The 26,189-nt window shown below is 74.1% G+C and carries 21 protein-coding genes and 1 tRNA gene; 13 read left to right on the top strand and 9 right to left on the bottom strand.

The annotated features are described in order from the left end of the window. Positions 1-192 precede the first annotated feature (192 nt). The 3 genes from ettA to ACFV4F_RS31760 form a co-directional block, all read right to left on the bottom strand. Positions 193-1,857: an energy-dependent translational throttle protein EttA gene (gene ettA / locus ACFV4F_RS31770; RefSeq protein ID WP_380499424.1), complete on the bottom strand. Its 1,665-nt coding sequence runs from the start codon at positions 1,855-1,857 to the stop codon at positions 193-195. A gap of 443 nt (positions 1,858-2,300) precedes the next feature. Further along, positions 2,301-3,758 carry a Cys-Gln thioester bond-forming surface protein gene (locus ACFV4F_RS31765; RefSeq protein ID WP_380436688.1) on the bottom strand — a complete coding sequence of 486 codons (1,458 nt, stop codon included), beginning with the start codon at positions 3,756-3,758 and terminating at the stop codon, positions 2,301-2,303. A 353-nt stretch (positions 3,759-4,111) separates the two neighbouring features. Further along, the gene (locus tag ACFV4F_RS31760) at positions 4,112-4,729 is read right to left on the bottom strand and encodes a single-stranded DNA-binding protein (protein ID WP_380507642.1); all 618 of its coding nucleotides are present in this window, start codon (positions 4,727-4,729) and stop codon (positions 4,112-4,114) included. Positions 4,730-5,364: 635 nt separating this feature from the next. Here ACFV4F_RS31760 and ACFV4F_RS31755 point away from each other — a divergent pair. Then, positions 5,365-5,440: transfer RNA gene (locus ACFV4F_RS31755), tRNA-Arg, on the top strand. A 234-nt stretch (positions 5,441-5,674) separates the two neighbouring features. On the opposite strand, the gene ACFV4F_RS31750 is transcribed toward ACFV4F_RS31755, so the two are convergent. Next, positions 5,675-6,343, bottom strand: coding sequence for a TetR/AcrR family transcriptional regulator (locus ACFV4F_RS31750; RefSeq protein WP_380507639.1), 669 nt, complete (start codon positions 6,341-6,343; stop codon positions 5,675-5,677). 88 nt (positions 6,344-6,431) lie between these two features. Here ACFV4F_RS31750 and ACFV4F_RS31745 point away from each other — a divergent pair, with 88 nt between their 5' ends. Beyond that, positions 6,432-6,980, top strand: coding sequence for a GNAT family N-acetyltransferase (locus tag ACFV4F_RS31745; RefSeq protein ID WP_380436681.1), 549 nt, complete (start codon positions 6,432-6,434; stop codon positions 6,978-6,980). Positions 6,981-7,071: 91 nt separating this feature from the next. Here the strand turns inward: ACFV4F_RS31745 and ACFV4F_RS31740 are convergent, their stop codons facing one another. Next, a complete protein-coding gene (locus ACFV4F_RS31740; RefSeq protein ID WP_380493383.1) occupies positions 7,072-8,571 on the bottom strand; it encodes an MFS transporter in 1,500 nt (499 codons plus the stop codon). A 171-nt stretch (positions 8,572-8,742) separates the two neighbouring features. Between ACFV4F_RS31740 and ACFV4F_RS31735 the strand changes: the two genes are divergently transcribed. The 3 genes from ACFV4F_RS31735 to ACFV4F_RS31725 all read left to right on the top strand — a co-directional run bounded on the left by ACFV4F_RS31735 (position 8,743) and on the right by ACFV4F_RS31725 (position 11,109). Continuing rightward, positions 8,743-9,432, top strand: coding sequence for a TetR family transcriptional regulator (locus ACFV4F_RS31735; RefSeq protein ID WP_380507636.1), 690 nt, complete (start codon positions 8,743-8,745; stop codon positions 9,430-9,432). A 39-nt stretch (positions 9,433-9,471) separates the two neighbouring features. Then, on the top strand, positions 9,472-10,335 hold the full coding sequence (locus tag ACFV4F_RS31730) for an enoyl-CoA hydratase/isomerase family protein (protein WP_380436675.1): 864 nt from the start codon (positions 9,472-9,474) through the stop codon (positions 10,333-10,335). 174 nt (positions 10,336-10,509) lie between these two features. Further along, positions 10,510-11,109: a hypothetical protein gene (locus ACFV4F_RS31725; protein ID WP_380507633.1), complete on the top strand. Its 600-nt coding sequence runs from the start codon at positions 10,510-10,512 to the stop codon at positions 11,107-11,109. Positions 11,110-11,116: 7 nt separating this feature from the next. Here the strand turns inward: ACFV4F_RS31725 and ACFV4F_RS31720 are convergent, their stop codons facing one another. After that, complete coding sequence (locus ACFV4F_RS31720) at positions 11,117-12,340, bottom strand: acyl-CoA dehydrogenase family protein (protein WP_380436671.1); 1,224 nt, start codon at positions 12,338-12,340, stop codon at positions 11,117-11,119. A gap of 148 nt (positions 12,341-12,488) precedes the next feature. Between ACFV4F_RS31720 and ACFV4F_RS31715 the strand changes: the two genes are divergently transcribed. Together ACFV4F_RS31715 and ACFV4F_RS31710 are read left to right on the top strand one after the other, a co-directional pair. Next, the gene (locus tag ACFV4F_RS31715) at positions 12,489-13,127 is read left to right on the top strand and encodes a TetR family transcriptional regulator (protein ID WP_380507630.1); all 639 of its coding nucleotides are present in this window, start codon (positions 12,489-12,491) and stop codon (positions 13,125-13,127) included. 79 nt (positions 13,128-13,206) lie between these two features. Next, positions 13,207-14,658 (top strand): cellulase family glycosylhydrolase, encoded by a 1,452-nt coding sequence (locus ACFV4F_RS31710; protein ID WP_380507628.1) that lies wholly within the window; start codon positions 13,207-13,209, stop codon positions 14,656-14,658. Between the two features lie 9 nt (positions 14,659-14,667). On the opposite strand, the gene ACFV4F_RS31705 is transcribed toward ACFV4F_RS31710, so the two are convergent. After that, the gene (locus ACFV4F_RS31705) at positions 14,668-16,692 is read right to left on the bottom strand and encodes a M3 family metallopeptidase (RefSeq protein WP_380507625.1); all 2,025 of its coding nucleotides are present in this window, start codon (positions 16,690-16,692) and stop codon (positions 14,668-14,670) included. Positions 16,693-16,907: 215 nt separating this feature from the next. On the opposite strand from ACFV4F_RS31705, the gene ACFV4F_RS31700 reads away from it, so the two are divergent. Next, a complete protein-coding gene (locus tag ACFV4F_RS31700; RefSeq protein ID WP_380436664.1) occupies positions 16,908-18,638 on the top strand; it encodes a bifunctional 3'-5' exonuclease/DNA polymerase in 1,731 nt (576 codons plus the stop codon). Between the two features lie 22 nt (positions 18,639-18,660). On the opposite strand, the gene dhaM is transcribed toward ACFV4F_RS31700, so the two are convergent. Next, entirely contained in the window at positions 18,661-19,053 is a 393-nt protein-coding gene (dhaM, locus tag ACFV4F_RS31695) for a dihydroxyacetone kinase phosphoryl donor subunit DhaM (RefSeq protein WP_359966560.1), read from the bottom strand. 195 nt (positions 19,054-19,248) lie between these two features. Between dhaM and dhaK the strand changes: the two genes are divergently transcribed. After that, positions 19,249-20,244, top strand: a complete 996-nt coding sequence (gene dhaK / locus ACFV4F_RS31690; protein ID WP_380436663.1) for a dihydroxyacetone kinase subunit DhaK — start codon at positions 19,249-19,251, stop codon at positions 20,242-20,244. A gap of 21 nt (positions 20,245-20,265) precedes the next feature. After that, on the top strand, positions 20,266-20,901 hold the full coding sequence (gene dhaL / locus ACFV4F_RS31685; protein WP_380507622.1) for a dihydroxyacetone kinase subunit DhaL: 636 nt from the start codon (positions 20,266-20,268) through the stop codon (positions 20,899-20,901). Between the two features lie 61 nt (positions 20,902-20,962). Here dhaL and ACFV4F_RS31680 read toward each other — a convergent pair whose 3' ends face one another. Beyond that, positions 20,963-22,153 carry a PP2C family protein-serine/threonine phosphatase gene (locus ACFV4F_RS31680; protein WP_380436658.1) on the bottom strand — a complete coding sequence of 397 codons (1,191 nt, stop codon included), beginning with the start codon at positions 22,151-22,153 and terminating at the stop codon, positions 20,963-20,965. A gap of 212 nt (positions 22,154-22,365) precedes the next feature. Between ACFV4F_RS31680 and ACFV4F_RS31675 the strand changes: the two genes are divergently transcribed. From ACFV4F_RS31675 to ACFV4F_RS31665, 3 genes are all read left to right on the top strand, one after another. Then, complete coding sequence (locus ACFV4F_RS31675; protein WP_380507620.1) at positions 22,366-23,307, top strand: PrsW family intramembrane metalloprotease; 942 nt, start codon at positions 22,366-22,368, stop codon at positions 23,305-23,307. A gap of 148 nt (positions 23,308-23,455) precedes the next feature. Then, positions 23,456-23,674 carry a heavy-metal-associated domain-containing protein gene (locus ACFV4F_RS31670; protein ID WP_380436654.1) on the top strand — a complete coding sequence of 73 codons (219 nt, stop codon included), beginning with the start codon at positions 23,456-23,458 and terminating at the stop codon, positions 23,672-23,674. A gap of 72 nt (positions 23,675-23,746) precedes the next feature. Next, on the top strand, positions 23,747-26,044 hold the full coding sequence (locus tag ACFV4F_RS31665; protein ID WP_380507617.1) for a heavy metal translocating P-type ATPase: 2,298 nt from the start codon (positions 23,747-23,749) through the stop codon (positions 26,042-26,044). Positions 26,045-26,189: the final 145 nt, after the last annotated feature.

Raw genomic sequence — 26,189 nt, 5'->3', positions numbered from 1 at the left:
CAACTTTTTATTGAGACGGCGCCCACAGAGATATAAACTGTCTTTGTCGTCGGCAGAGTCAGTTGTGTATAAGACACAGCCACTGGTGTTCTCCTCGGTGACCGGCCGCCCGCCGCGGGTCGGCGGCGGCGGGCCGCGGCCCGGCAGGCCGCCCCGGGGGGCAGTCTGCCGGGCCGTCGTGACAGCTGGGTGTCAGCCGCGGGTCAGCTTCTTGTAGGTGGCCCGGTGCGGACGGGCGGCGTCGGCGCCCAGTCGCTCGATCTTGTTCTTCTCGTACGACTCGAAGTTGCCCTCGAACCAGAACCACTTGCTCTCGCCCTCGTAGGCGAGGATGTGGGTGGCCACCCGGTCCAGGAACCAGCGGTCGTGGGAGATGACCACGGCGCAGCCGGGGAACTCCAGCAGGGCGTTCTCCAGCGAGGAGAGCGTCTCGACGTCGAGGTCGTTGGTGGGCTCGTCGAGGAGCAGCAGGTTGCCGCCCTGCTTGAGGGTGAGCGCCAGGTTCAGGCGGTTGCGCTCACCGCCGGAGAGCACGCCGGCCGGCTTCTGCTGGTCCGGGCCCTTGAAGCCGAAGGCCGACACGTAGGCGCGGGACGGCATCTCGACCTGGCCGACGTTGATCCAGTCCATACCGTCGGAGACGACCTCCCAGAGGGTCTTCTTCGGGTCGATGTTGGAGCGGGTCTGGTCGACGTAGCTGATCTTGACGGTCTCGCCGACCTTGACCGTGCCGCTGTCCGGGGTCTCCAGGTCCTGGAGCATCTTGAACAGGGTGGTCTTGCCGGCGCCGTTCGGACCGATGATGCCGACGATGCCGTTGCGCGGCAGGGTGAAGCTCAGGTCGTCGATCAGGACCTTCTCGCCGAAGGCCTTGTTGAGGTTCTCGACCTCGATGACGACGCTGCCCAGGCGCGGGCCCGGCGGGATCTGGATCTCCTCGAAGTCCAGCTTCCGCATCTTGTCCGCCTCGGCCGCCATCTCCTCGTAGCGGGCCAGACGGGCCTTGGACTTCGCCTGGCGGCCCTTGGCGTTGGAGCGGACCCACTCGAGCTCTTCCTTGAGGCGCTTGGCGCGCTTGGCGTCCTTCTGCCCCTCGACCTTGAGACGGGACTGCTTGGTCTCCAGGTAGGTGGAGTAGTTGCCCTCGTACGGGTAGGCGCGGCCGCGGTCGAGCTCCAGGATCCACTGGGCGACGTTGTCCAGGAAGTACCGGTCGTGGGTGACGGCGACGACGGTGCCCTTGTACTTCTCCAGGTGCTGCTCCAGCCAGTTCACCGACTCGGCGTCCAGGTGGTTGGTGGGCTCGTCGAGGAGCAGCAGGTCGGGCGCCTCCAGCAGCAGCTTGCAGAGCGCCACGCGGCGCTTCTCGCCACCGGAGAGCTTGGTGACCGGCCAGTCGCCGGGCGGGCAGCCCAGGGCGTCCATGGCCTGCTCCAGCTGGGCGTCCAGGTCCCAGGCCTCGGCGTGGTCCAGGTCCTCCTGGAGCTTGCCCATCTCGTCGAGCAGCGCGTCCGAGTAGTCGGTCGCCATCAGCTCGGCGATCTCGTTGAAGCGGTTGAGCTTCCCCTTGATCTCCTTGACGCCGTCCTCGACGTTCTCCAGGACCGTCTTGGACTCGTCGAGCGGCGGCTCCTGGAGGAGCATGCCGACGGTGAAACCGGGCGAGAGGAAGGCGTCGCCGTTGGAGGGCTGCTCCAGGCCGGCCATCATCTTCAGCACGGTGGACTTACCGGCACCGTTGGGGCCCACGACGCCGATCTTCGCCCCGGGGAGGAAGCTGAGCGTCACGTCGTCAAGGATGACCTTGTCTCCGTGCGCCTTGCGCACCTTGCGCATCGTGTAGATGTATTCCGCCACGTGAGATCGCTCCGGCGTCGTCGGGAGTAATTCGGCTTGCAGCCTTCCATTGTGCCGCACCGGCCGGGAGCCCCGAACCGCCCGGGTGACCCCACCGGGGTATACCGGACGGGCCGGCGGGCTCGCGCCGGGCCCACCTGCGGCGCACCCGCTCCGGCCCGACCGCTCCAGCCGGCCGGAACGCCTCGCGGAACGCCTCCCCCGATGCCTCCCGCAACGCCGACGGGCCCGGGGGCCCCCCCCCGGGGGGGGGGGGGGGGGGGGGGGGGGGGCCCCGCCGGGGGGGGGGGGGGGGGGGCCCGGGGGGGGCGGGGGCGCCGCCGGGCGGCCCCCCCCCCCCGCGCGCGCCGCCCCCCCCGCCCCCCCCCCCCCGCGGGCGGGGGCGCGCCCCCCCCCCGCCCCCGTCGCGCTACCGAGCCGTGCGGCTAGTGCGTGCTACCGGTTCAGGCGGCGCTGCCACCGTGGCGGCCACGGCGACGCAGGAAGAAGACCGCGGCACCACCGGCGATGACCAGGGCGCCGGCGACGCCGGCCAGGATCGGGGTGTTGCTGCTGGCACCGGTCTGGGCCAGACCGCCGGTGCCCGGGGCCGAGCTGGTGACGGCCGGGGCCGGGTGGGCGGCGGTGCTCACCGAGGCGGACGGGGTGCCGGCCGGGGTGGACGGCTTGCCGGTGGCGGCCGGGGTGGACGGGCCGGAGCTCGGGGTCACCGGGGTGGTGCCGGTGCCCTTGCAGTCCAGGATGCCCTTGAAGTTGTTGGTGTAGCCGTTCGGGCCGGTGACGGTGATGTCGTAGGCGGCCTTGTTGGTGACCGGGACGACCAGGCTCTCGGTCTTGCCGGGCTGGACGACCAGGTCCTTGCCCACCGGCTTCACGTTGACGGTGCCGGCCTCGTCACCGCCGTTGGCGACGGTGACCCGCACGCCGTTGCTGTCGCACTCGACCTGGGCGATGCTGTCGAGCAGCGCGCCCTTGCCCTGCTTCCAGGTGGCCTTGGCGGTGGCGCTGACGCTCAGCTTGCTGGAGCCGGCCAGGATCATGGTCTGGCTGTGCTTCTCGGGGGTGTAGCCCTCGCTGAGGAAGACACGGCCGCTCGGGACGACGGTCTCGGCCGAGGCGGTGAGGGTGGCCCCACCGTCCGGGGTGCCGGCCGGGACGTCGAGGAAGAGCTGGGTGTCCTTGGCGATTGGGCCGTTCAGGACGCCGTTGACCTGCTTGCCGTCCTTGTCGAGGACCTTGATCTTGTCGGCGGCCGAACCGGCCACCGCCAGCTTCACCTGGGCGGCGCTGGAGTTGAGCGTGAACGGGCCGAGCTTGCCGCCCGACTTCCCGGAGACGGACTCCGGGGCGAGGGTGAGCGAGGGCTTCGGCTCGGCCGCGACACCCTTGTTCTTGTCGCCGATCAGGTAGTCGCGCAGCTGCTTGGCCTTGGAGTCCTGCGGGGTGGCGTTCTTGCCGTCCGAGAACTTCCAGATCGCGGCCTGGGTGCCGGCCGCGGCGTCCTCCGGGGAGAGCTGACCGGTGACGCCGGCGTCCGTGGACAGCTTGGCGAGGTCGGTGACCTGCGGGTAGGAGTTCTCCAGGATCCAGCGGATCTTGGAGGCGTCCTGCGCCTTGTCCTTGCGGCCGAGCGAGCTCGACTTCCAGTCCGACTCCTGGTACTGCGCCCCGCTGTCGAGGTACACGGGGTTGCCGAAGTCGATGCAGTAGGTCTTGAGCTCGCCACTGTCCGTCTTGAGCGTGAACAGACCGCCGTTGACGGTGTCGCCGCCCTCGATGTCGATCCGCTCGCCGAGCATCGTGTCCTGGACGATGGCGGTCACGCCCGAGCCAGGTGCGGCCGCAGCCGCCGCACCGGCCGCGAACAGACCTCCGCCCAGCGCAATGCTGGTCGTGAGCATGACACTAGCTATGCGGGGAAGACTCCGCCCCTGCATCTGAACCATCTGGTTTCCCTCCGGGCCGGGCCGTGCCGATGGGCAGCCCGCCGACTTGCCTTGCCGCGCGCGCCCCCTGTGGCGCCGCTGCGGGGTATGAACCAGATGAATCCTATTGACCCCCAGAGGTCCGGAAACCTCCATGCGAAATCAGGACGATTCCGTATCTGTATCGTTATCAACCCTCCCAGTTTCCACACAAGCTGACGATCGGCCAGAACTCTCCGCCACTTTCTGTTATCCGGCGGAGATTGCGCGTGCGGGCGCAACAACCGCCTCGATCTACATATTTGTCGACACTTTTGATCGACCCGGCGTCAGATCAGCAGCCCCTGGACGTCACCTCCGCTTCCTTTTCCGGACACCTCGCCACCGTCACCGGACGCCCCCTCGGACGCCGCATCCGTCCCATCCGCCCCACCGTCAGGAGGCGCCGCGACCGCCGCGGAGGCCGCCGCCGAGGCCTTCCGCGCGGCCAGGGCGTCCGCGATCCACCCCGGCACCGCCTCGCCCGCGGGCGACCCGCCGGACTCGCCGCCCGCCGCGACGACCGCCGCCGGCGGGTGCCCCCGCGCACCCGCCGCCCAACGGAACGCCGAGGTACCGCGGTTGAGATCGTGTCCGACCGATCTGGCGTCGACCTCCACCCGGCCGCGCTTGCCCTCGCCCTCGGCCCACTCCCGCACCCGGAGCCGACCGCTCACCACCACCGGATCCCCCTTGGAGAGCGAGCCGATCAGGTTCACCGCCAGCGCCCGCCAGGCCGTCACCGTCACCCACTGCGTCTCGCCGTCCACCCAGCACTGGCGCTCGCGGTCGTACCGCCGCTCGGTGGACGCGAGCCGGAAGTTGGCCATCGGCACGCCGCTGCCCGTTTCGCCGTAGCTCACCTCCGTCGCGACATTGCCGATCACCGTCACCTGAGTCTCGTTCACAACGCACTCTCCGTTCTCGCCGATGCACCGTACGGAATCGACCGGTGCGTGACGAGAGTGCGCTTCACGGGAAATCCCCGCCAGGAAGTTCCGAAATCCTGTGGACAACTCGGCCTTGTGGAAAACTCTTGTCACTCGCAGGGGTGAATTTCGCCCTTCCGCTCCCCTGCGGACCCCAGACTCTTCGCGAGCATGACAACAATCGGGACCCTTCCCGGCCCTCCCCTCCGCCGGGGAACGCGGACCGCCCGCCGTCCGCCCACGTCATCCGACCGAAGGAAGCCGAATAGGGTCCCCCACCCGCGCCGCACGCGGTAGTTTCTCCGTGCCGAATCCATAACGGGTGAGGCGGCAGCCCCGTAACGACTGCACAACGTCCGGCGCGGAACACTGCCAGAACGCTGCACACACGGCGTTCACCTGCGATTATCGGACCGCTCCACCGGAGCCGACACACCAACGGCGGTGCCGTCGAACCCGGCCGAGGAACTGGACACCCTTATCCTGTCCCCGACAGGGCGAGGGCTTGCCAACCCCCACCCCCAACCCTCAGGTACGGGGACGGACCCGGGCGCCCCACGCGCCCGCCGCCCGATCCCGGCAACGGTCACGCCCACCCGGGCGCCGCCCGTCCCGCCCCCATAGCTCAGCGGATAGAGCACCCGCCTTCTAAGCGGTAGGTCGCAGGTTCGAATCCTGCTGGGGGCACCACCTGCCAATTCGCGGGCCGCCGTCGCGGCCGCCGGGAAATCACCCGCACACGCACCGCTCATAACCCGTGACAATGCGTGTCATGGGCATCGCGAGAAACTCACTCCGGCATTCGGCGCCACTGAGGACCAAACGCACGACGCCCGCCGAACGACGGAAATCCGGCGAATCCGCCCTCTCGGTGCGGATTCGGCCGTTCCGGCGCACGACCGGCCCCGGGCCCCGCCCCGGAGTTCAGCCCGCGTCCGACACCGAAGGCCCGGAAGGCACAGGAGGCCCGGAAGGCGCAGGAGACCCCGCCAGCCCCGCCAGGTGGGCGTCCAGGAGCGCGACCTGCCGCTCCGGCGGGAACTCCCCCGGCGAGAACAGCGCCTGCACCACCAGCCCCAGCACGAAGGCCTGCGCGCCCGCCGCGAGCTCCCCGGCGTCCGTCCCGGCCGGGAGCTCCCCGAGCCGCTGCGCGTCCGCCACGTGCCCCGCCAGGGCCTCGCGCGAGCGCCCGTAGCGGCCCGCGTGGGCGGCCGTCAGCTCGGCGTCGGCCAGGGCGACGTCCCAGGAGCCGACCCAGATCCGGTTGCCGGCCACGGCGGCCTCGTCCAGCGGCAGGACGTCGAGCAGCGCGGCCCGCAGCCGGGCCAGCCCGGCGGGCGGCGGCGGGGTGCCGTCGGCCGGGGCGGTGCGCCGGGGCCGGGAGAGCGAGCGCCGGTCCAGCTCCTCCAGCGCGTGGCCCAGCAGGGCCCGCTTGTTGGGGAAGTAGTGCGTCAGCAGACCGGTGGAGGCGCCCAGTTCGGCGGCCACCGCGCGCAGCGTCAGCCCTTCGAAGCCGCGGGTCGAGAGCACCCGCCAGACTCCCTCGGAGACTGCGAGGCGGCGGGCGTCATGGTCTCCACGGGCCGGTGTCATGGGGGCTATCGTACATACCAAACGTTTGTTATGAATGATGCTCCAGGCGGAACGCCCGTCCCGCGCCCTCCCCGGAAAGGCCCCACCCTTGTTTGCCGTACCGCTCGCCGAGAACGCCGAACTGCGCCCGCTGGAGCCGTGGCAGGCCCCCGAGTTCCTCGCCCACATCGACCGCGCCCGGGCCCACACCGACCCGTGGATCCCGTGGGCCGGCTACTCCACCGACCTCGACTCGGCCCGCGCCACCCTGCAGCGCTACGCCGACAAGCAGGCCGCCGACGCCGGCCGGATCTTCGGCATCTGGCGCGACGGCACGCTCGTCGGCGGCGTGATGTTCGTGAGCTTCAGCACCCAGAACGGCGTCTGCGAGATCGGTGCCTGGACCGAGCCGGCCGGCGAGGGCGGCGGGCTGATCACCGCCGCCGTCCGGCACCTGCTCGACTACGCCTTCGCCACCCGGGGCCTGCACCGCGCCGAGTGGTGGTGCTCCGCCGGGAACGCCCGCAGCCGCGCCGTCGCCGAGCGGCTCGGCATGACGCTGGACGGCACCCTGCGCGAGTGGTACCCGCACAACGGCGTCCGCCACGACAAGCAGATCTGGGGGATCCTGGCGACCGAGTGGAAGCCGCAGGCCTGACGGCCGGGCCGCGCGAGGAGCGGGACCCGGTGGATTCCCCACGTTCCACCGGGCCCCGCTCCTCGACGCACCGACCGCGCACGGGCCCCGCTCAGGCCGCCAGCACCGGCCGGTCCGCCGCGTCGGCCGCCACCTCCGCGGCCGGCGTCCGCAGCCGCAGCGCGAGCAGCAGCACCAGCCCCATCACCCCGGCCGCCGACAGGAAGACGACGTCGACCGCGTCCGTGAAGCTGCGCACCGCGTGGTCCCGGGCCGCCCCGGTCAGCGTCCGGAGCGCGCCCATCGACCGGCCGGGCTCGCCCTCCGCGAAGACCCGGGCCAGCAGCGTGCCGAAGAGCGCCGCGCCGAGCGCGTTGCCGAGGGTCTGGAAGAACCGGATGCCGGTGGTCGCCACGCCGAGCTGGTGCCGCGGGGCGGCGTCCTGGACCAGCGGGATCAGCTGGCCGATCAGCTGGCCGAACCCGGCGCCGAGCAGGGCGAGTTCGAGGCCGACCGCCCACAGGCCGGTGTCCGGGCCGCTGAGCCCCAGCAGGGCGAGGGCGAGCGCGCCGAAGGCGGCCCCGGCCACCAGGAAGGTGCGCGGCGCGTGGCCCCGGGCGGTCAGCCGGCCGACCAGCACGCCGGACGCGGTCATCCCGGCGGCCATCGGGATCAGGTAGAGGCTGGCCGAGGTCGGGGCGACCCCCCGGGCGATCTGCAGGTAGATCATCACGTACACGATCGCGCCCATCATGCCCATCCCGGCGAGGCCCTGGACGGCGAAGCCGATCCGCACGACCGGGATCCGGAACAGCGAGAGCGGCAGCACCGGTTCGGCGGCGGTGGCCTGGCGCCACAGGAAGAGGCCGAGCGCGGCGAGGGTGGCGGCGGCGGTCCCGAGGATCACCGGGGAGGTCCAGGCGTAGTCCTTGCCGCCCCACTCGGTGACCAGCAGCAGGCCGGTGGCGAAAGCGGCCGCGAGGGCGGCGCCGAGGAAGTCCAGGCCGCGGCGGCCGACCGTCCGCGGCAGCTTGAGCACCAGGGCGGTGCCGACCAGGACGAGCAGGCCGAGCGGCAGGTTCACGTAGAAGATCCAGCGCCAGCCGACGTGGTCGGTGAACAGCGCGCCCACCAGCGGACCGACGGCCATGCCGACGCCCGCGAAGATGCCGCCCATCGCGCCGCCCTTGCCGGCACCGCGCTCCGCCGGGTCCTTGAGGTGGGCGATGACGACCATCGTGACGCTCATCAGCCCGCCGCCGCCGATGCCCTGGACGGCCCGGAAGGCGATCAGCTGACCCATCGTCTGCGCCGCGCCGCAGGCCGCCGAGCCGAGCAGGAAGGTGCCGACCGCCCCGAGCAGCACGCGCTTGGCGCCGTAGACGTCGCAGAGCTTGCCGTAGAGCGGCAGGAGGGCGGTCGCGGCCAGCGAGAACGCGCTGATCAGCCAGGGCAGCCGGTCGACGCCGTGGACCGGGTCGAGGTCGCGGACGATCGGCACGGTGGCCGCGGACACGATGTTCGAGTCGAGGATGGCCAGCACGATCGTGACCATGCAGAGCAGCATGCCCAGTCTGCGCTGGGCGGGTGTCATCGGGCTTTCGGATGCCATCGGTAAGTCCCCCCGGAGACGGTGGAGTTCGGAGCCGGACCGGTGCGGCCCGGCGGCACGTCCACCACGATGGCAGCCAACATGTACCGAGTCAATTCTTTAGCCCGATCGATTCTTCGGCCGAGACAAAACTTCATCCCGGACCATCTTTGAGCCTGGTACAGTCGGGCCATGGCGACGAACCACGGCTTGGACCTCGGCCCCGGCCGCGACCTCGACGCGCTCCCGCTGCGCGAGCGCAAGAAGATCCAGACCGGCATCCGGATCTTCCGCGCGGCCATCGGGCTGTTCGCCGAACGCGGCTTCGACCAGGTGTCCGTGGCCGAGATCGCGGCCGCCGCCGAGGTGTCCAAGATGACCGTCTTCAACTACTTCCCCACCAAGGAAGACCTGGTCATGGGCCCGATGGAGCAGCACCTCGACGAGCCGGCCCGGGTGGTGCGCGACCGTGCCCCGGGCGCTTCGGCGGTGACGGCCCTGCGCGACCACTTCCTGGCCGCACTGGAACGGCTCGACCCGGCCACCGGCCTCAACGACGACCGGGTCGTGCTCGACGTGGTCCGGCTGGTGCACGGCACCCCCGCCCTCGCGACGCGCGCCACCGCCGGCTTCGGCCGCGAGGCCCAGGCACTGCTCACCGCCGAGCTGCTCGCCCAGGACCCGGCCCACGACGAGCTCACCGCCCGGGTCGCCGGGGCCCAGCTGCTGGCCGTCCGGGTGACCCTGACCACCGAGAACCAGCTCCGCGTGCTGGCCGGCGAGCGCGCCGCCGAGGCCCTGCCCGCCGCCCTCGACCGCGCCCACCGCGCGTTCGCCCTCGTCGAGCGGGGCCTCGGCGACTACTGCGTCGGCGCCGCCTGAGAGAGTGGGCGCACCACGAGACCCGGAGGTGCCGCCCGCATGGACCCCACGGACCACGGCGACCACAAGGACCGCACGGACCACGAGGACCGCACGGACCGGTCGCTGCTGACGCGGGAGCGCACCACCCTGCCCGCCCGCGCCGACGGGCTGCACGCCCACGTCGGCGAGGACGGCGTCGCGGTGCTGGAGTTCGCCCGCCCGCACCGGCGCAACGCGGTCACCCTGGCGATCTGGCGGGCGCTGCCCGGGGTGCTGCGGGAGCTCGCCGAGCACGCGGGCGTCCGCGCCCTGCTGCTGACCGGCGCCGGCGGCACCTTCAGCGCGGGCGCGGACATCGCCGAACTCGCCGAGGTGTACGGCGATCCGGAGCGCGCGGACGCCTACCACGCGGTCAACGTCGCCGCCGAGGAGGCGCTGGCCGCCTTCCCGCACCCGACGATCGCCGCCGTCCGGGGCGCCTGCGTCGGCGGCGGCTGCCAGCTGGCCGTCGCGTGCGACCTGCGGTTCGTCGCCGAGGACGCCCGGCTCGGGATCACCCCGGCCAAGCTCGGCGTGGTCTACCCGGCGGTGCCGACCCTGCGGCTGGCCCGGCTGGTCGGCCCGGCACGCGCCAAGTACCTGCTGTTCTCCGGCGAGTTGGTGCGGGGCCGGGACGCGCTCGCGCTCGGCCTCGCCGAGCAGGCCCTGCCGGACGCCGAACTGGACGCCGCCGCGCTGGAGTTCGCCCGGCTGCTGACCAGGCGCTCGCCGCAGACGATCGGCGCGGTGAAGGCCGCCCTGGCCGTCCCGGAGGAGCGGGCGGCGGCGGCCCTGGAGCCGTGGGAGCGGCGCTCCCGGGAGGCCTCGGACGTGCACGAGGGGCTGGCCGCGTTCCTGGAGGGCCGCCCGGCCCGGTTCTGACCGACCTGTTTCCTACCGGCGCATGTGCGACCGGCCCGCTTCCCACCGGCCCGTTTCCCACCGGCCCGACCGCGGGCCGGCGGCCGCGCGCACGTACGATCATCCGGCCCGACCGCCCCACGACCACCCGGGCCGCCCAGAGCGACCAGACCGATCCCCGGAGCAGCGACCCCGATGACCGAAGCCGCGACCGCCCCCGCCCCCCACACGCTCTGGGCCCGGCGGATCACCGACAGCGTCGAGCCGAAGAACGTGATCGTCGTGCTGCTGCCGCTGCTCGGCGGCCTGCGCTACGGCTGGAAGGGCATCGCCTGGGCGGCCTTCGCCGCGCTGTTCGCGGCCGTGATCCCGACCCTGTTCATCCAGCGCGCCATGCGCCTCGGCACCGTCGGGGACCGGCACGTCGGCCACCGGCAGAGCCGGCTGACGGTCCTGCCGTTCATCATGGGCTCGGTCGCGATCGCCTTCGCGGTGATGCTGTGGCTCGCCGCCCCGGCCGACCTGACCGCGCTGGTGGCCGCGATGTTCGCGTCGCTGATCCCGATCCTGGTGATCACCGTGTGGTGGAAGGTCTCCGTGCACACCGCCGTCACCAGCGGCGCGGTGGTCTGCCTGGCGATCGCGCTCGGCCCGTGGTGGCTCGCGCTCTCCCCGCTGGTCGCCGTCGTCGGCTGGTCCCGGACGGTGCTGCGGGACCACACCACCGCGCAGACCGTCGTCGGCACGGTGGTGGGCGCCCTCAGCGCCGGGCTCACCTTCTGGCTGGCCCGTTGAGGCCCGGCTAGCGGATCGGCATCCCCGAGATCGCGCGGGCGATCACCAGCCGCTGGATCTCGCTGGTCCCCTCGAAGATCGAGTAGATCGCACTGTCCCGGTGCATCCGCTCCACCGGGTACTCCCGGGTGAAGCCGTTGCCGCCGAGGATCTGCATCGCCTGCGCGGTGACCCACTTGGCCGTCTCGCCCGCGTACAGCTTGGACATCGAGCCCTCGGCCGCGGTGAACGGCCGGTTGTTGACGGCCATCCAGGAGGCCCGCCACACCAGGAGCCGGGCGGCGTCGATCCGGGTCCGCATGTCGGCCAGCTGGAAGGCGACCCCCTGGTTGTCGATGATCGGGCGGCCGAACTGCTCGCGCGTCTTCGCGTAGTCCAGCGCGACCTCGTACGCGGCCCGCGCGATGCCGATCGCCTGCGCGCCGACGGCCGGGCGGGAGGCCTCGAAGGTGGCCATGGCCGCGTTGCCCCGACCGCTCTTGCGCACGCCCTCGCGGGCCCGGGCCAGCCGCTCGTCCAGCTTCTCCTTCCCGCCGAGCAGGCAGCTGCCGGGCACCCGGACGCCGTCCAGGACGACCTCGGCCGTGTGCGAGGCCCGGATGCCGTGCTTCTTGAACTTCTGGCCCTGGCTCAGTCCGGGGGTGCCCGGCGGGACGACGAAGGAGGCGTGGCCGCGGGCGCCGAGCTCCGCGTCGACGGTGGCGACGACGACGTGGACGGCGGCGATCCCGCCGTTGGTGGCCCAGGTCTTGGTGCCGTTGAGCACCCACTCGTCCTTGGCCTCGTCGTAGACGGCCCGGGTGCGCAGCGCGGAGACGTCGGAGCCGGCGTCCGGCTCGGAGGAGCAGAAGGCGGCCACCTTGACGTCGTCGGGGGTGCCGAACATCTGCGGCGTCCAGGTGCCGATCTGCTCGTCGGTGCCGTTGGCGAGCACGGCGACGGCGGCCAGCGTGGTGCCGACGATGGACAGGCCGATGCCCGCGTCGCCCCAGAACAGCTCCTCCATGACGATCGGGATGCCGACGCCGGAGGGGTCGAAGTACTGCTGGGCGTAGAAGTCGAGCGAGTAGATGCCGAGCTTGGCGGCCTCCTGGATGACCGGCCAGGGGGTCTCCTCGCGCTCGTCCCACTCGGCCGCGGCGGGCCGCACCACGTCGGCGGCGAAGCCGTGCAGCCAGTCGCGCACGGCGAGCTGGTCCGCACCCGGGTCCATCGAGAACGTGCTGCTCATGGTGCTTGCCTCCGCAGAAGGGGTACGGCCGACCGGGGTGTTACCCGGGGTAACATCGTCGGAGTCTGCTACTGATTGGTAACCGGTGTCAACGCCCCGCACCGCCCGGCGCCCCCCGCGCCGGCCCACCCGACCCGAGGAGCAGCGCATGTCCCGAGAGCCCCGCCGCGAGCAGCTGCTCAACGCCGCCGACCGGGTCATCCAGCGCGAGGGCCCGGCCGCGAGCATGAACGCCATCGCCGCCGAGGCCGGCATCACCAAGCCGATCCTCTACCGGCACTTCGGCGACCGGAACGGCCTCATCCGGGCCCTGACCGAGCGCCACACCGGCGGCCTGCTGGCCGCCGTGCGGGCCGCGCTCGCCGCACCGCTGGAGCGCCGCGACCGGGTCGAGCACGTCCTGGACACCTACCTGGCCGGCATCGAGGCCCGCCCGCAGGTCTACCGGCTGCTCACCCACCCCGAGCCCGGCGACCCGACCGGCGCGGGCAACGCGCTCGCCCCCGCGCTGCGGCAGATCGCCGAGGAGATCACCCGGGCCGTGCAGAGCCAGGTCGACCTCGGCGCCGACCGCGACCTGCTCGCCGAGGCCTGGGGCCGGGGCATCACCGGCATGGTGCTGGCGGCCGGCGACTGGTGGCTGGAGTCCAAGCCCTGCTCGCGCACCCGCATGGTCCAGGCCCTCGCCGACCTGCTCTGGGGCCGCCTCGCCGCCGCCGCGGACCTGCCGACCGCCGTCCTGCCGGCCGCACCCGCCGAACCGGCCGAGGCGAACGGCGCCGTCTGAAGCCTTTCGTCCGGCCCCTTGTGCCGGCCCCGGCAGCGCGGGCATCATCGGGCCCCACCCACCGCCGTGCGAGGTCCGAATGCGCCTGCGCCGCACCGCCGTTGCCCTGCTGCTCGCCGCCACCGCCGTCCTGGCCGGCGCCCCCGGCGCGTCCGCCGGTGAGGCCGCCGGGGCCACGGCGGCCCGCTTCCCGACCGGCACCGCCACCGGCCCGGACGGCCGCACCGCGCTCACCGACGCCCGGGGCCGCCGGCTCCAGCTGCGCGGCTTCAACCTCGACAAGTACGCCGAGGCCACCGAGGCGGACGTCAGGTCCATCGCGGCCCAGGGCTTCACCCTGATCCGCGTGGCGGTCTCCTGGAACCGGCTGGAGCCCGAGCGAGGCCGCCTCGACCCGGCCGAACTCGACCGCCTCCAGCGGCTCCTCGGCCGGGCCGACCGCTACGGCGTGCTCGCCCTCGTCGACTTCCACCAGGACGTCTACGGGCCCGCGTTCGGCGGCGGCGACCGCGGCATCCCGCGCTGGGCCACCCGGGACGACGGCCTGCCGTTCACCCCCGATCCGAACGACTGGTTCGCCGGCTACTTCCAGCCCGCCGTCCAGGCCGCCTTCCGCCACCTCTACGACGACCCCGACCTGCGCGCCTGGCAGGCCGACTTCTACACCCGGCTCGCCCGCGAACTGCGCGGCCACCGCTCGCTGCTGGGCTACGACCTGTTCAACGAGCCCTTCGGCCCGGTGGACGGCGACCCCACCGACCCGGCCGTCCTCGCCGCCGCCTCCGCCGCCCTCGAACAGGGCCGGCTCGCCGACATGTACCGCCGCCTGATCGCCGCCGTCCGCCGCGTCGACCGCCGCGCCTGGCTGTTCGTCGAACCGACCGTCCTGGTCGGCCAGGGCGTGCCCACCCGGCTGCCGGGCTTCGACGACCCCCGGCCCGGCGCGCCCCGGCTCGGCTACGCGCCGCACTTCTACGACACCGCCGTCGAGAACGGCGCCGACTGGGACCCGTCCGACGGCTTCGTCGAGCACTACACCGCCGCGATCACCGCCTACCCGGCCGCGCACCGGCTGCCCGTCCTGGTCGGCGAGTGGGGCCCGCCCGACTCCCGCACACCGGGCAACACCCGGCTGGTCCGGGAGCAGGTCGCGGCGATGGACGGCTTCGCCGCGGGCTGGACGATGTGGTACTGGTGCCGCGGCGACGGCGGCTACTGCGCGCTCGACCCGGCCGGGCGGCCCGCCCCCGGCGACGGGCCCGCGTTCGGCCCGTACCCCGCGGCCGTCGCCGGGACGGACGTGCGCACCGGCCCGGACACCGTCCGCTGGGACGCCGACGGCACCGGGCGCGGCAGCGAACTCGTCCTGCCGCCCGCCGCGTTCCCGCGCGGCGCGCAGGTCGCCGTCTCGCCCGCCGACGCCCGGGTCGAGGTCCGCCCGCCCGCGGACGGGCGCGCGGGCAGCGTCCGGATCCGGCTCCCGCACGCCCGCCCGGGCACCCCGGTGACGGTCACGCTCACCCCGAACTGACCGGGGCGATCAGGCCAGCCCCCGGCGCGCCAGCAGCGGCCCGGTCTCCGGCGCCCGCCCGACCACCGCGCGGAACGACTCCAGCGGGTCGCGGCTGAACCCGCGCGACAGCAGCTCGCGCCGGAACTCCTCGCCGCTCTCCCGCACCGAGCGGCCGTTGTCCCCGAACCACCGCACGGTGTCCGCGTCCAGCACCTCCGACCAGATGTACGCGTAGTACCCGGCGCTGTAACCGCCCGCGAAGACGTGCTGGAAGTAGGCCGACCGGTAGCGCGGCGGGATCGCCGGCACCGCGAGCCCGGCCTCCTCCAGCACCCGCGCCTCGAACTCCCCGGCGTCGGCGACCTCCCGGCCCCGCGGCAGGGTGTGCCAGGCCCAGTCCAGCAGCGTCGCCGCCAGGTACTCCACCGTCCGGAAGCCCTGGCCGAAACCCTCGGCCGCGACCATCCGCTCGACCAGCTCGGCCGGCAGCGGCTCCCCCGTCACGTGGTGGCGGGCGTAGTTGGCCAACACCTCGGGCCGGACCATCCACATCTCGTTGACCTGCGACGGGAACTCGACGAAGTCCCGGGGCACGGCCGTGCCCGCGAACAGCGGGTAGCGCACGTCCGAGAACAGCCCGTGCAGCGCGTGCCCGAACTCGTGGAAGAGGACGCGCACCTCGTCCCAGGTCAGCAGCACCGGCTCGCCCGGAGCCGGCTTCGGGACGTTCAGGTTGTTCATCACCACGGCCCGCCGGCCGGTCAGCGCGGACTGCGACACCAGCTCGTCCATCCACGCGCCGCCGCGCTTGGACGCGCGCGCGTGGAAGTCCCCGACGAACAGGCCCAGCGGGGTGCCGTCCTCCTCGGCGACCTCGAAGACCCGGGCGTCCGGGTGGTAGGCCGTCAGGTCCGGCCGCTCGGTGAAGCTGATCCCGTACGCGAGCCCGGCGGCGAAGAACGCGCCGTCGTGCAGCACCCGCTCCAGCTCGAAGTACGGGCGCAGCGCGGCCGCGTCGACCTCGTACGAGGCCTGCCGGACCTTCTCCGAGTAGTACGCCCAGTCGTGCGCGGCGAGCTCCGCGATCCCGTCCGCCGCGGCCGCCTCCGCCAGTTCGGCGGCCTCCCGGCGGGCGATCGCCACCGCCGGCTCGACCAGCCGCGACAACAGCCCGGACACCGCCTCGACCGAACCCGCGGTCTCGTCGGCCACGACGTACGCGGCGTGGGTCGGGTGGCCGAGCAGCCCGGCCCGCTCGGCGCGCAGGGCGGCCATCCGGATCGCGACCGGGCCGTTGACGTCCGCGGCCCGGCCGAGCGAGGCGGCGAGCAGGCGCTCGCGCACCGACCGGTCGGTCAGCAGCGCCAGTTCGGGCTGGCCCGAGGTGCTGCGCAGGCTCAGCACGTACTTTCCGTCGTGGCCGAGCACCCGGGCGTTCTCGGCGGCCGCGGCTACGGCGTCGGCCGACAGGCCGTCGAGCTCGTCCGCGGAGTCCAGGACCAGCGCGGCGGCCTTGGTGGCGGCGTTCACGTTCTGCTGGAAGGTCGTGGCGAGGGCGGCGAGTTCGGCGTTCAGCTCGCGCAGCCGCTCCTGCTCGGCCGCGCCCAGCCGGGCGCCGGAGCGGACGAACGCGGTGTGCCGGCGCTCCAGCAGCCGCAGCGACTCCGGGTCCAGGCCGAGCTCGGCGCGGCGCCCGTACAGGTCCTCGATCCGGGCGAACAGGGCCCGGTCCAGGTGGATCGCGTCGTGGTGCGCGGCCAGCAGCGGGCTCACCTTCGCGTCCACCTCGTCGACGACGTCGTTGGTGTCCACCGACACCTGGTTGCGGAAGACCACCCCCACCCGGCGCAGCACCTCGCCGGAACGCTCCAGGGCCACCAGCGTGTTGGCGAAGGTCGGCGGCTGCGGATCGGCCGTGATCGCGGCGATCTCGGCCAGCTGCTCGGCCATCCCGCGCTCGTAGGCCGGCAGGTAGTGCTCCTCACGGATCTCGGCGAAGGGCGGCAGTTCGAAGACCAGGGTGCTGGCCTTGAAGAACGGGTTCTCGGTCATTTCACGGACCCTACGCCGTGTCCCGCGCGCTGCCTACGCGATTCCGGCCCCGCGTCGTCCGCCGTTGTCGTACCCACCGGCTACCGTCGATCCCGGACCCCCGCAGGTCCGCACACGCGTACCCGACCCGTACACCGGCGCCGCCGCCGGCACCGCCACCGACAACCGCCACCGACACCGAGAGCCGCCCCCGCGCCCCGAGAGGAGGAGCCCCCGTGGCCCCCAGAACCGCCCTGGTCCCCGATCCGCACGGCCCCGGCGGCCGGCTCCAGCCGCTCGACGACGCCGGCGCCCCGCTCGGCCCGCCCGAGACCGTCCCCGACCTCGCCGCCGCGGTCGCCGCCCGGGAGGCCGCCGGAGGCGACTCCCGGCCGGGGCCCCGCTGGGTCTGGGCCGCCGCCGACAGCGCCTACGCCCCGCTGCTGCCCCGACTGCCCGACCGGGTCGGCCGCTGCCACGACCTGCGACTCGTCGAGGCCCTCCTGCTCTCCCACGAGGGCCGCTTCGGCGCGCCCCGCTCGCTCGGCGCCGCCTGGTCCCGGCTGCGCGGCCTGCCCGTCCCGGACGACCTGCCCGAGCCGGGCTCCGCCGAGACGGACGACGGCCAGGACACCCTCTTCGCCCCCGACCGGCTCCAACTGCCGCCCGGCGCCGACCCGCTGGCCGCCGTCGTCGCCGTCCACGCCGAACAGCAGCGCCGGATCGCCGCGATCACCGACCCGGCCGCCCGGCACCGCTTCCGCGTGCTGGTCGCCGCCGAGTCCGCCGGCGCCCTGGTCGCCGCCGAGATGGCCCACGACGGCCTGCCCTGGCGCGCCGACGTCCACGACGCCCTGCTCACCGAACTCCTCGGCCCCCGCCCCACCGTGCCCGGGGCCCAGCCCAAACTGCTCGCCGACCTCGCCGCCGAACTCCAGCGCTCCCTCGGCGGGCGCCCGTTCAACCCCGACTCGCACACCCAGGTGCTGCGCGCCTTCGCCGACCGGGGCATCCAGCTGAGCTCCACCCGGTCCTGGGAGCTCAAACGCGTCGACCACCCGGCCGCGCAGCTGCTCATCCGCTACAAGGAGCTCGCCCGGATCCACGCCGCCCACGGCTGGGCCTGGCAGGACGCCTGGGCCCGCGGCGGCCGGTTCCGGCCCGAGTACGTCGTCGGCGGCGTCGTCTCCGGGCGCTGGGCCAGCCGCGGCGGCGGCGCCCTGCAGATCCCGCGCATCCTGCGCCGCGCCGTCGTCGCCGACCCCGGCTGGCTGCTCGTCGTCGCCGACGCCGCCCAGCTGGAGCCCCGGGTGCTCGCCGCGCTCTCCCAGGACGCCGGCCTCGCCCGCACCGCCGCCGGCGGCGACCTCTACGAGGCCCTCGCCGCCAGCGCCTTCCGCGGCGACCGCGACAAGGCCAAGCTCGGCCTGCTCGGCGCCATGTACGGGCAGACCAGCGGCGACATCGGCCCCCTCCTCAACACCCTGCGCCACCGCTACCCCGCCGCGATGGGCTACGTCGAGGCCGCCGCCCGCACCGGCGAGGACGGCGGCGTGGTCGTCTCCCGGCTCGGCCGGGCCTGCCCGCCCGCCTCCGCCGACTTCCTCGACCTCACCGAGGCGCCCGACACCGCCGCCGAGGCCGGCGGCCGCTGGGCCCGCGCCCGCGGCCGCTTCACCCGCAACTTCGTCATCCAGGCCAGCGCCGCCGACTGGGCCCTCGCCCTGCTCGCGGCGCTGCGCCGGCGGCTGAACACCCTGCCCGCGGCCGTCCCGGAGGACCGCCCGCACCTGGTGTTCTTCCAGCACGACGAGGTCATCGTGCACACCCCGGCCAACCTCGCCGACGAGGTCGCCGCCGCCGTCGCCGAGGCCGCCGACGAGGCCCGGCTGCTGGTCTTCGGCGACACCCCGGTCCGCTTCCCGCTCACCACCGCCGTCGTCGACTGCTACGCGGACGCGAAGTAGGAGTAGAAGCAGCGGCCGGCCGTCACAGCTTGCGGAAGGCGCGCGCCTCCTCGGCCGCCGCGACCACCTCGGCCAGCCCCGCCCCGGTCGAGGCGGTCACCGCGGCGGCCACCGCGCCCTCCACGAACGGCGCGTCCACCAGCCGCACGCCCGGCCGCGGCGCGTCCTCCAGCACGGTCACCGCGGTCAGCACCGAGCTGCCGAGGTCGGGCAGCACGACCACGCCCGCCCCGCCGTCCGCCTCGCCGACGGCCCGGGCGATCAGGTCGTAGCTGGTGCCGAGCCCGCCGTCCTCCGTCCCGGCGGCGACCACCACCCGCACCCCGTCCGGGGCCAGCTCGCCGAGCAGCTCCCGCAGCCCGGCGGCGAGTTGGGCGCTGTGCGAGACCAGGACGATACCCACGTGTTCGGTCATGCCCCGACCCTACGACCCGCCGCGCCGCTCCGAAAGGCACTCCGGAAGCCGCGCCGCGGGCCGCTCCGAAAGCCGTTCCGGGCGGGCGGCAGGGGCCGCGCGTGTCGCATCCCGTGCCGTCGCGCCCCCGGCTGGCATAGCGTCGGGGCGACAGCAATCACGGCAGCAGCGTCCTGACCGAGGGAGCGAAGAACGTTGAAGAAGCTGATCAACACCCCGGAGAGCGTCCTGGAGGACGCGCTGACCGGATTCGCCGCCGCCCACCCCGAGTTGACGGTGGACGTCGCCAACCGCGTGGTCACCCGGGCCGCCCGCCCCGGCGCGCCGAAGGTCGCGCTGGTCTCCGGCGGCGGCTCCGGGCACGAACCGCTGCACGCCGGCTACGTCGGCCGCGGCATGCTCGACGCCGCCTGCCCCGGCGAGGTGTTCACCTCCCCCGTGCCCGACCAGGTGCTGGCCGCGGTCAAGGCCGTCGACTCCGGCGCGGGCGTCGTCCTCGTCGTCAAGAACTACACCGGCGACGTCATGAACTTCGAGCTCGCCGCCGAACTCGCCGCCGAGGAGGGCGTCGAGGTCCGCACCGTCCTGGTCGACGACGACGTCGCGGTCGAGGACTCCACCTGGACGGCCGGGCGCCGCGGCACCGGCGCGACCGTCATCGTCGAGAAGACCGCCGGCGCCCTCGCCGAACGCGGCGCCCCGCTCGACGACGTCGCCGCCCTCGGCGAGCGCGTCAACGCCGCCTCCCGCTCCTTCGCGATCGCGCTCACCGCCGCCACCGTCCCCGCCGCCGGCAAACCCGGCTTCGACCTGCCGGAGGACGAGATCGAGGTCGGCGTCGGCATCCACGGCGAACCCGGCCGCCGCCGCGAGAAGCTGCGCCCGGCCCGCGACCTGGCCGCCGAGGTCGTCGGGACGATCCTCGCCGACCACCACCTCGCCCCCGGCGACGAGGTCATCGCCCTGCTCAACGGCCTGGGCGGCACCCCGCTGCTGGAGCTGTACGTCGTCTACGGCGAGGTCGCCGCCCGGCTCGCCGAGCGCGGCATCACGGTGGCCCGCAGCCTCGTCGGCAACTACGTCACCAGCCTCGACATGGCGGGCTTCTCGCTAACCCTCACCAAGGCGGACGAACAGCTGCTGGACCTCTGGGACGCCCCCGTCGACACCCCCGCCCTCAAGCGGGCCTGAGCCCTGAGCGAGGAGACGCACGTGGACTTCGACACCCCGCTGGCCGAGGCCTGGATCCGCGCGATCGCCGCCGCCGTCGAGAAGGAGCAGGGCCGGCTCACCGAGCTGGACTCCGCGATCGGCGACGGCGACCACGGCAGCAACCTCCAGCGCGGATTCGCCGCCGTCCTGGCCGCCCTGGCCGCACTCGACGGCCCCCGGCCGGCTGGCCCCGGCGCGGTGCTCACCAAGACCGGCACCACGCTGATCTCCAAGGTCGGCGGCGCCTCCGGCCCGCTGTACGGCAAGGCCTTCCGCGCGATCGGCGCCGCCCTGCCCGCACCGGCGGGCCCGTCCGCCCTCGCCGAGGCCCTCGCGGCCGGCCTCGACGCCGTCCGCGCCCTCGGCAAGGCCGAACCCGGCGACAAGACCATCGTCGACGCGTACACCCCGGCCGTGGCCGCCTTCCGCACCGCCGCGGCCGCGGGCGCCGACCTGCCCGAGGCCGCCGCGGCGGCGGCCGACGCCGCCGAACAGGGCGCCCGCGACACAACCGCCCTGCAGGCCCGCAAGGGCCGGGCCTCCTACCTGGGCGAGCGCAGCAAGGGCCACCAGGATCCGGGCGCCACCTCGACGGCCCTGATCTTCCGCACCCTGGCCGACGTCACGGCGGGCTAGCCGGGAGGGGGCGCGACCGCGGATCCCCGCCGTCGCGCCCCCTCCCGTCACACCCCTCCCGTCACGCCCCCTCCGCCGCCTGGTCATCCGTCCGAGTGATCAACAGCAGCAAGGCGTCGTCCCCGAGCTTCCCGCCCGTGTGCGCCAGGAGATCCCCGTACACCCGCTCCACCGCCGCCTCCAGCTCCCCCGCCGAGCGCGCGGCCCCCTGCACCAGGTCCCCGACCCGCTCCGCCAGCGGATAGAACTCCCCGCTCCTGCGGTGCCGGGCCTCGATCACACCGTCCGTGTAGAGCACGAGGACGTCGTCCACCCCGAAGTCCCGCCCCCAGCTGACCGGCTCCCCCGCCGCGAGCCGCCCGAGCCCGAGCGGCACCCACGGGTCCGGCGAGTCCAGCACGTGCGCCTTGCCCTCTCCGTCCACCCGGATCGGCGGCACGTGCCCGTACTGCAGCAGTTCGATCACCCCCGCCGTGCGGAACTCCACGAACAGCGCCGTCGTGAACTCCCCGTCCGGCACGTGCCGCTCGACGCTCGCCTCGACCCGCGCCGCGACGCCCCGCAGCCCGGTCTCGTCGTACGCGGCCTCGCGGAACGCGCCGAGCACGACCGCCGCCGTCTGCACGGCCGCGAGCCCCTTGCCCCGGACGTCCCCGACCGCGACCCGGGTGCCGTGCGGGGTCTCCAGCACCGAGTAGAGGTCCCCGCCGATGCGCGAGGCGTCCGCCGCCGACACGTACCGCACCGCCAGCCGCAGCGGTCCGACGACCGGCCCCGGCAGCCGCAGGATCGCCCGCTGGGCGGCCTCCGCCACGGAGCTGACGGCCGCGAACGCCGCCGCGCGCCGCATCCTGATCCTGGCGACCCAGGCGGAGAAGAGCGTCAGCACGATGTAGCTGAGCATCGCCCCGTAGACGAACCGCGCGTCGTTGATGTTGACGACCTCGTCGTAGCGGCTGAGCCCGAACACCGCGAGCAGCCCGACCGCGCAGACCGCGAACAGCTCGCCGGGCCTGAGCGTCAGCGCGGCGATCACCGGGACGACGGTCATCAGCGGCGCAAGGTAGCGGTCCTTGCCGGAGAGCAGGTCGGCCAGGCCGACCACGACGATCGCGGCGACCGCCGGGGTGGCCCGCCGCCAGAACGGGACGTCCTGGAGGTCCGCGGCCAGCAGGGCGTCGCGCTGCCGGTCCGGTGGCAGCCCGGCGGCCGTGGGGGCCGCGGGCGACTGGGCGCGGCGGATCGGGAACACATATCGAACATATCGGACGATCAAGGCGCCCACCCTCCCCAGCCCGCGGCAGCCCGACCGGCCGCCCCGCACGGACCCTCCGCGACCCCTTCCCGGACCAGGACGGACCGTACCGAAACACCCCATTTGTCATACAGTGCGACCACGGCAGCCGGGCGACCGGCCGAGCGAGCAACCGACCAGACCAGCCACGCAGATGGAGGCCACGACCGGTGTCCGGGTACCGCAACACCTCGCGCATCTCCGACCGCCGGACCGGCCCGGCGGCGCAGCCGGTGCACTGGCCGCGGGTCCTCCTCGCCGGTTCGGCCCTGTGGGTCGCCACGGTCGTCGTCACGTTCTTCACGGCCGACAGCAACCTCGTCCCGACGATCGTGCTGCTCGGCAGCTTCCTCGTGCCGGCCACCGTGGTCGTGTGGGCGTACGAGCGCCACGCGGCCGACCTCGGCCCGGACCGGATCCTCGCCTGCTTCGGCCTCGGCGGCATCATCGGCGTCCTCGGCGCCTCCGTCCTGGAGACGTACCTGCTCTCGCCGTCGGTCTGGATGTACGTGGGCGTCGGCCTGATCGAGGAGGCGGTCAAGCTCGCCGCGCTGGTCCTGGTCTGCCGGCGGCTGCGGGTGAGCGGCCTGCGGTACGGGCTGGTGCTGGGCGCGACGGTCGGCGCGGGCTTCGCGGCCTTCGAGAGCGCCGGATACGCGTTCAACGCCGTGCTGAGCGTCCAGGGGCTCTCCCTTGGAGACCTGGTCGAGACGGAGATCCTGCGCGGGCTGGTGGCACCGGTCGGCCACGTCCTGTGGACGGCGATCGCCGGCGGCGTGCTGTTCCGCGAGCGGCGCGCCGGCCGCTTCCGGGTCACCACTCCGGTCGTCGTCACCTACCTGGGCGTATCGCTGCTGCACGCGCTCTGGGACAGCATGGGCGGGATCGCCGTCTGGCTGGTCGCGAGGACCACCGCGAGCGACTGGCAGCGCGCCCTGTTCGACCTCGGCCACATGCCGGACCCGACCGCCGAGCAGGTCCACCTCTACACCTTCTACGACACGGCCGGCCTGGTCGTGGTCTCCTTGGGTGGACTGCTGTGGCTGAGGGTGCTGGCCCGGCGGGACCGGGCGGCGCCGATCCCGGCCCAGTTCCCGTCCGCTCCGGCATGAGCGCCCCGCCGCGCACCGCCGGACCGCCCGGACGGCGGTGCGATCCGCATCACCACACCCCTCCACGGAATACCCCGCAGGGGTATGGTGTGATGAGCATGAGAACCCGGGCACCGCCCGGGGCCGCACAGACCTCCCGGAGGCCCGGATGTCCAGCACCATCACCTACACCGTCACCGGCATGAGCTGCGGCCACTGCGAGAACGCGATCAGCGAGGAACTGTCCGCCCTGACCGGCGTCACCGAGGTGGCCGCCGACGCCAAGGCCGGCACCGTGACCGTCTCCTCCGCCGCCCCGTTGGACGACGAGCAGGTCCGCGCGGCCGTCGACGAGGCCGGCTACGAGCTGGTCGGCCGCAGCGCCTGAGCCCGTCCGGCACGGCGGGCCCGGGCAGCGGGCCCGCCGGCCGCCCCACGCCACACCGTCCCTAGGAGCAGCATGAGTACGACGGCACCCGGGATCGAGGGCGCCACCGGCACGGGGGGCCGGGAGCACGCCCCGGACCGGGTCGAGCTGTCGATCGGCGGGATGACCTGCGCCGCGTGCGCGGCCCGGGTCGAGAAGAAGCTCAACCGGATGGACGGCGTCGAGGCCACCGTCAACTTCGCCACCGAGCGGGCCCGGATCGACTACGGCCCCGGCGTCTCGGTCGAGGACCTGATCGCCACGGTGGAGCGCACCGGCTACACCGCCGAACTCCCGGCGCCCCCGGCGGCCGCCGCGCCCGGGCCGGCCGAGGCCGCCACGCCGGAGCCGCACGCCGACCCCCTGCTCGACCGCTTGCGGATCAGCACCCTCCTCGGCATCCCCGTGGTGCTGCTGTCGATGGTCCCGGCCCTGCAGTTCGCCAACTGGCAGTGGCTGGCCTTCGCCCTCACCGGCCCGGTCGTCGTGTACGGCGGCCTGCCGTTCCACCGCGCCGCCTGGACGAACCTCAAGCACGGCGCCGCGACGATGGACACCCTCGTGTCGCTCGGCACCCTGGCCGCCTTCGGCTGGTCGTTCTGGGCGCTGTTCTGGGGCCACGCCGGGGTGCCGGGGATGCACCACCCGTTCTCGCTCACGGTCGGCGACACCGACGCCTCGTCCACGCTGTACCTGGAGACGGCCGCCGCCGTCACCGTGCTGATCCTGCTCGGCCGCCACCTGGAGGCCCGCTCCAAGCGCCGGGCCGGCGCCGCGCTGCACGCCCTGCTGGACCTCGGCGCCCGGGACGTGGCGGTGCGCCGGGCCGGCCGCGAGGTCCGGGTCCCGATCGCCGAACTCGCGGTGGGGGACCGGTTCGTGGTCCGTCCCGGCGAGAAGATCGCCACCGACGGCGTCGTCGTCGAGGGCACCTCCGCCGTGGACGCCTCGATGCTCACCGGCGAGTCCGCCCCGGTCGAGGTCGCCGCCGGCGACGCCGTCACCGGCGCCACCGTCAACGCGGGCGGCCGGCTCGTCGTCGAGGCCACCAGAGTCGGCACCGACACCCGCCTCGCCCGCGTGGCCAAGCTCGTGGAGGACGCCCAGAACGGCAAGGCCGCCGCCCAGCGCCTCGCCGACCGGATCTCCGCCGTCTTCGTCCCGGTCGTCGTGCTGATCGCGCTCGCCGCCCTGGTCGGCCGGCTCCTCGCCACCGACAGCCCGACCGCGGCGTTCACCTCCGCCGTCGCCGTGCTGATCATCGCCTGCCCGTGCGCCCTCGGCCTCGCCACGCCGACCGCCCTCATGGTCGGCACCGGCCGCGGCGCCCAGCTCGGCATCCTGATCAAGGGCCCGGAGGTGCTGGAGACGACCCGCAAGGTCGACACCATCGTCCTCGACAAGACCGGCACCGTCACCACCGGCCGGATGACCCTGCTCGCCGTCCACACCGCCGACGGCGTCACCGAGACCGAGGCCCTGCGCCTCGCGGGCGCCGTGGAACACGCCTCCGAGCACCCGATCGCCGCCGCCATCGCCGGCGCCGCGGCCGAGCGGACCGGCGGGCTGCCGCCCGTCGACGGCTTCGAGAGCATCCCGGGCCTCGGCGTCCGGGGCGTCGTCGACGGCCACGCGGTGGTCGCCGGCCGGGAGGAACTCCTCGCGGAGCACGCCCGGCCCCTGCCCGAACGCTTGGCCGCGGCCAAGCGGACCGCCGAGGCGGCCGGGCGGACGGCGATCGCGGTCGGCTGGGACGGCGAGGCCCGGGCCGTCCTGGAGGTCGCCGACGCGGTCCGGCCGACCAGCGCCCGGGCCGTCGCCGAACTGCGCGCGCTCGGCCTGCGCCCGGTCCTGCTGACCGGTGACCACCGGGCCGTCGCCGAGGCCGTCGCCGCCGAGGTCGGCATCGCCCCCGAGGACGTGATCGCCGGCGTCCTGCCCGAGGAGAAGGTCGCCGTCGTCGAACGCCTCCAGGCCGAGGGCCGCTCGGTCGCCATGGTCGGCGACGGCGTCAACGACGCCGCCGCGCTCGCCCGGGCCGACCTCGGCCTCGCCATGGGCACCGGCACCGACGCCGCCATCGAGGCGAGCGACCTCACCCTGGTCCGCGCCGACCTGCGCTCCGCCGCCGACGCCATCCGGCTCTCCCGCCGGACCCTCGGCACCATCCGGGGCAACCTCTGCTGGGCCTTCGGCTACAACGCCGCCGCGATCCCGCTGGCCGCCGCCGGACTGCTCAACCCGATGATCGCCGGGGCCACGATGGCCTTCTCCTCGGTCTTCGTCGTCACCAACAGCCTCCGGCTGCGCCGCTTCGAGGCCGCCGCCTGACGGCCGTCCCCAGCGGCCCGGCCCGAAAGGCCGTCCCGAAACGAGCGCGGGGGGCCGGCGCGGCGGCGACCGGCGGCTCGGCCCCGCCCGCCGCGAGTGAGAGCCCCCGCGGGGGTGCGGGCGCGTGGGGAGGCGAGAGAGGGCG

Source organism: Kitasatospora sp. NPDC059722, from assembly GCF_042733235.1.
GTDB lineage: Bacteria > Actinomycetota > Actinomycetes > Streptomycetales > Streptomycetaceae > Kitasatospora.
This window is presented reverse-complemented; position numbering and strand designations above follow the sequence as displayed.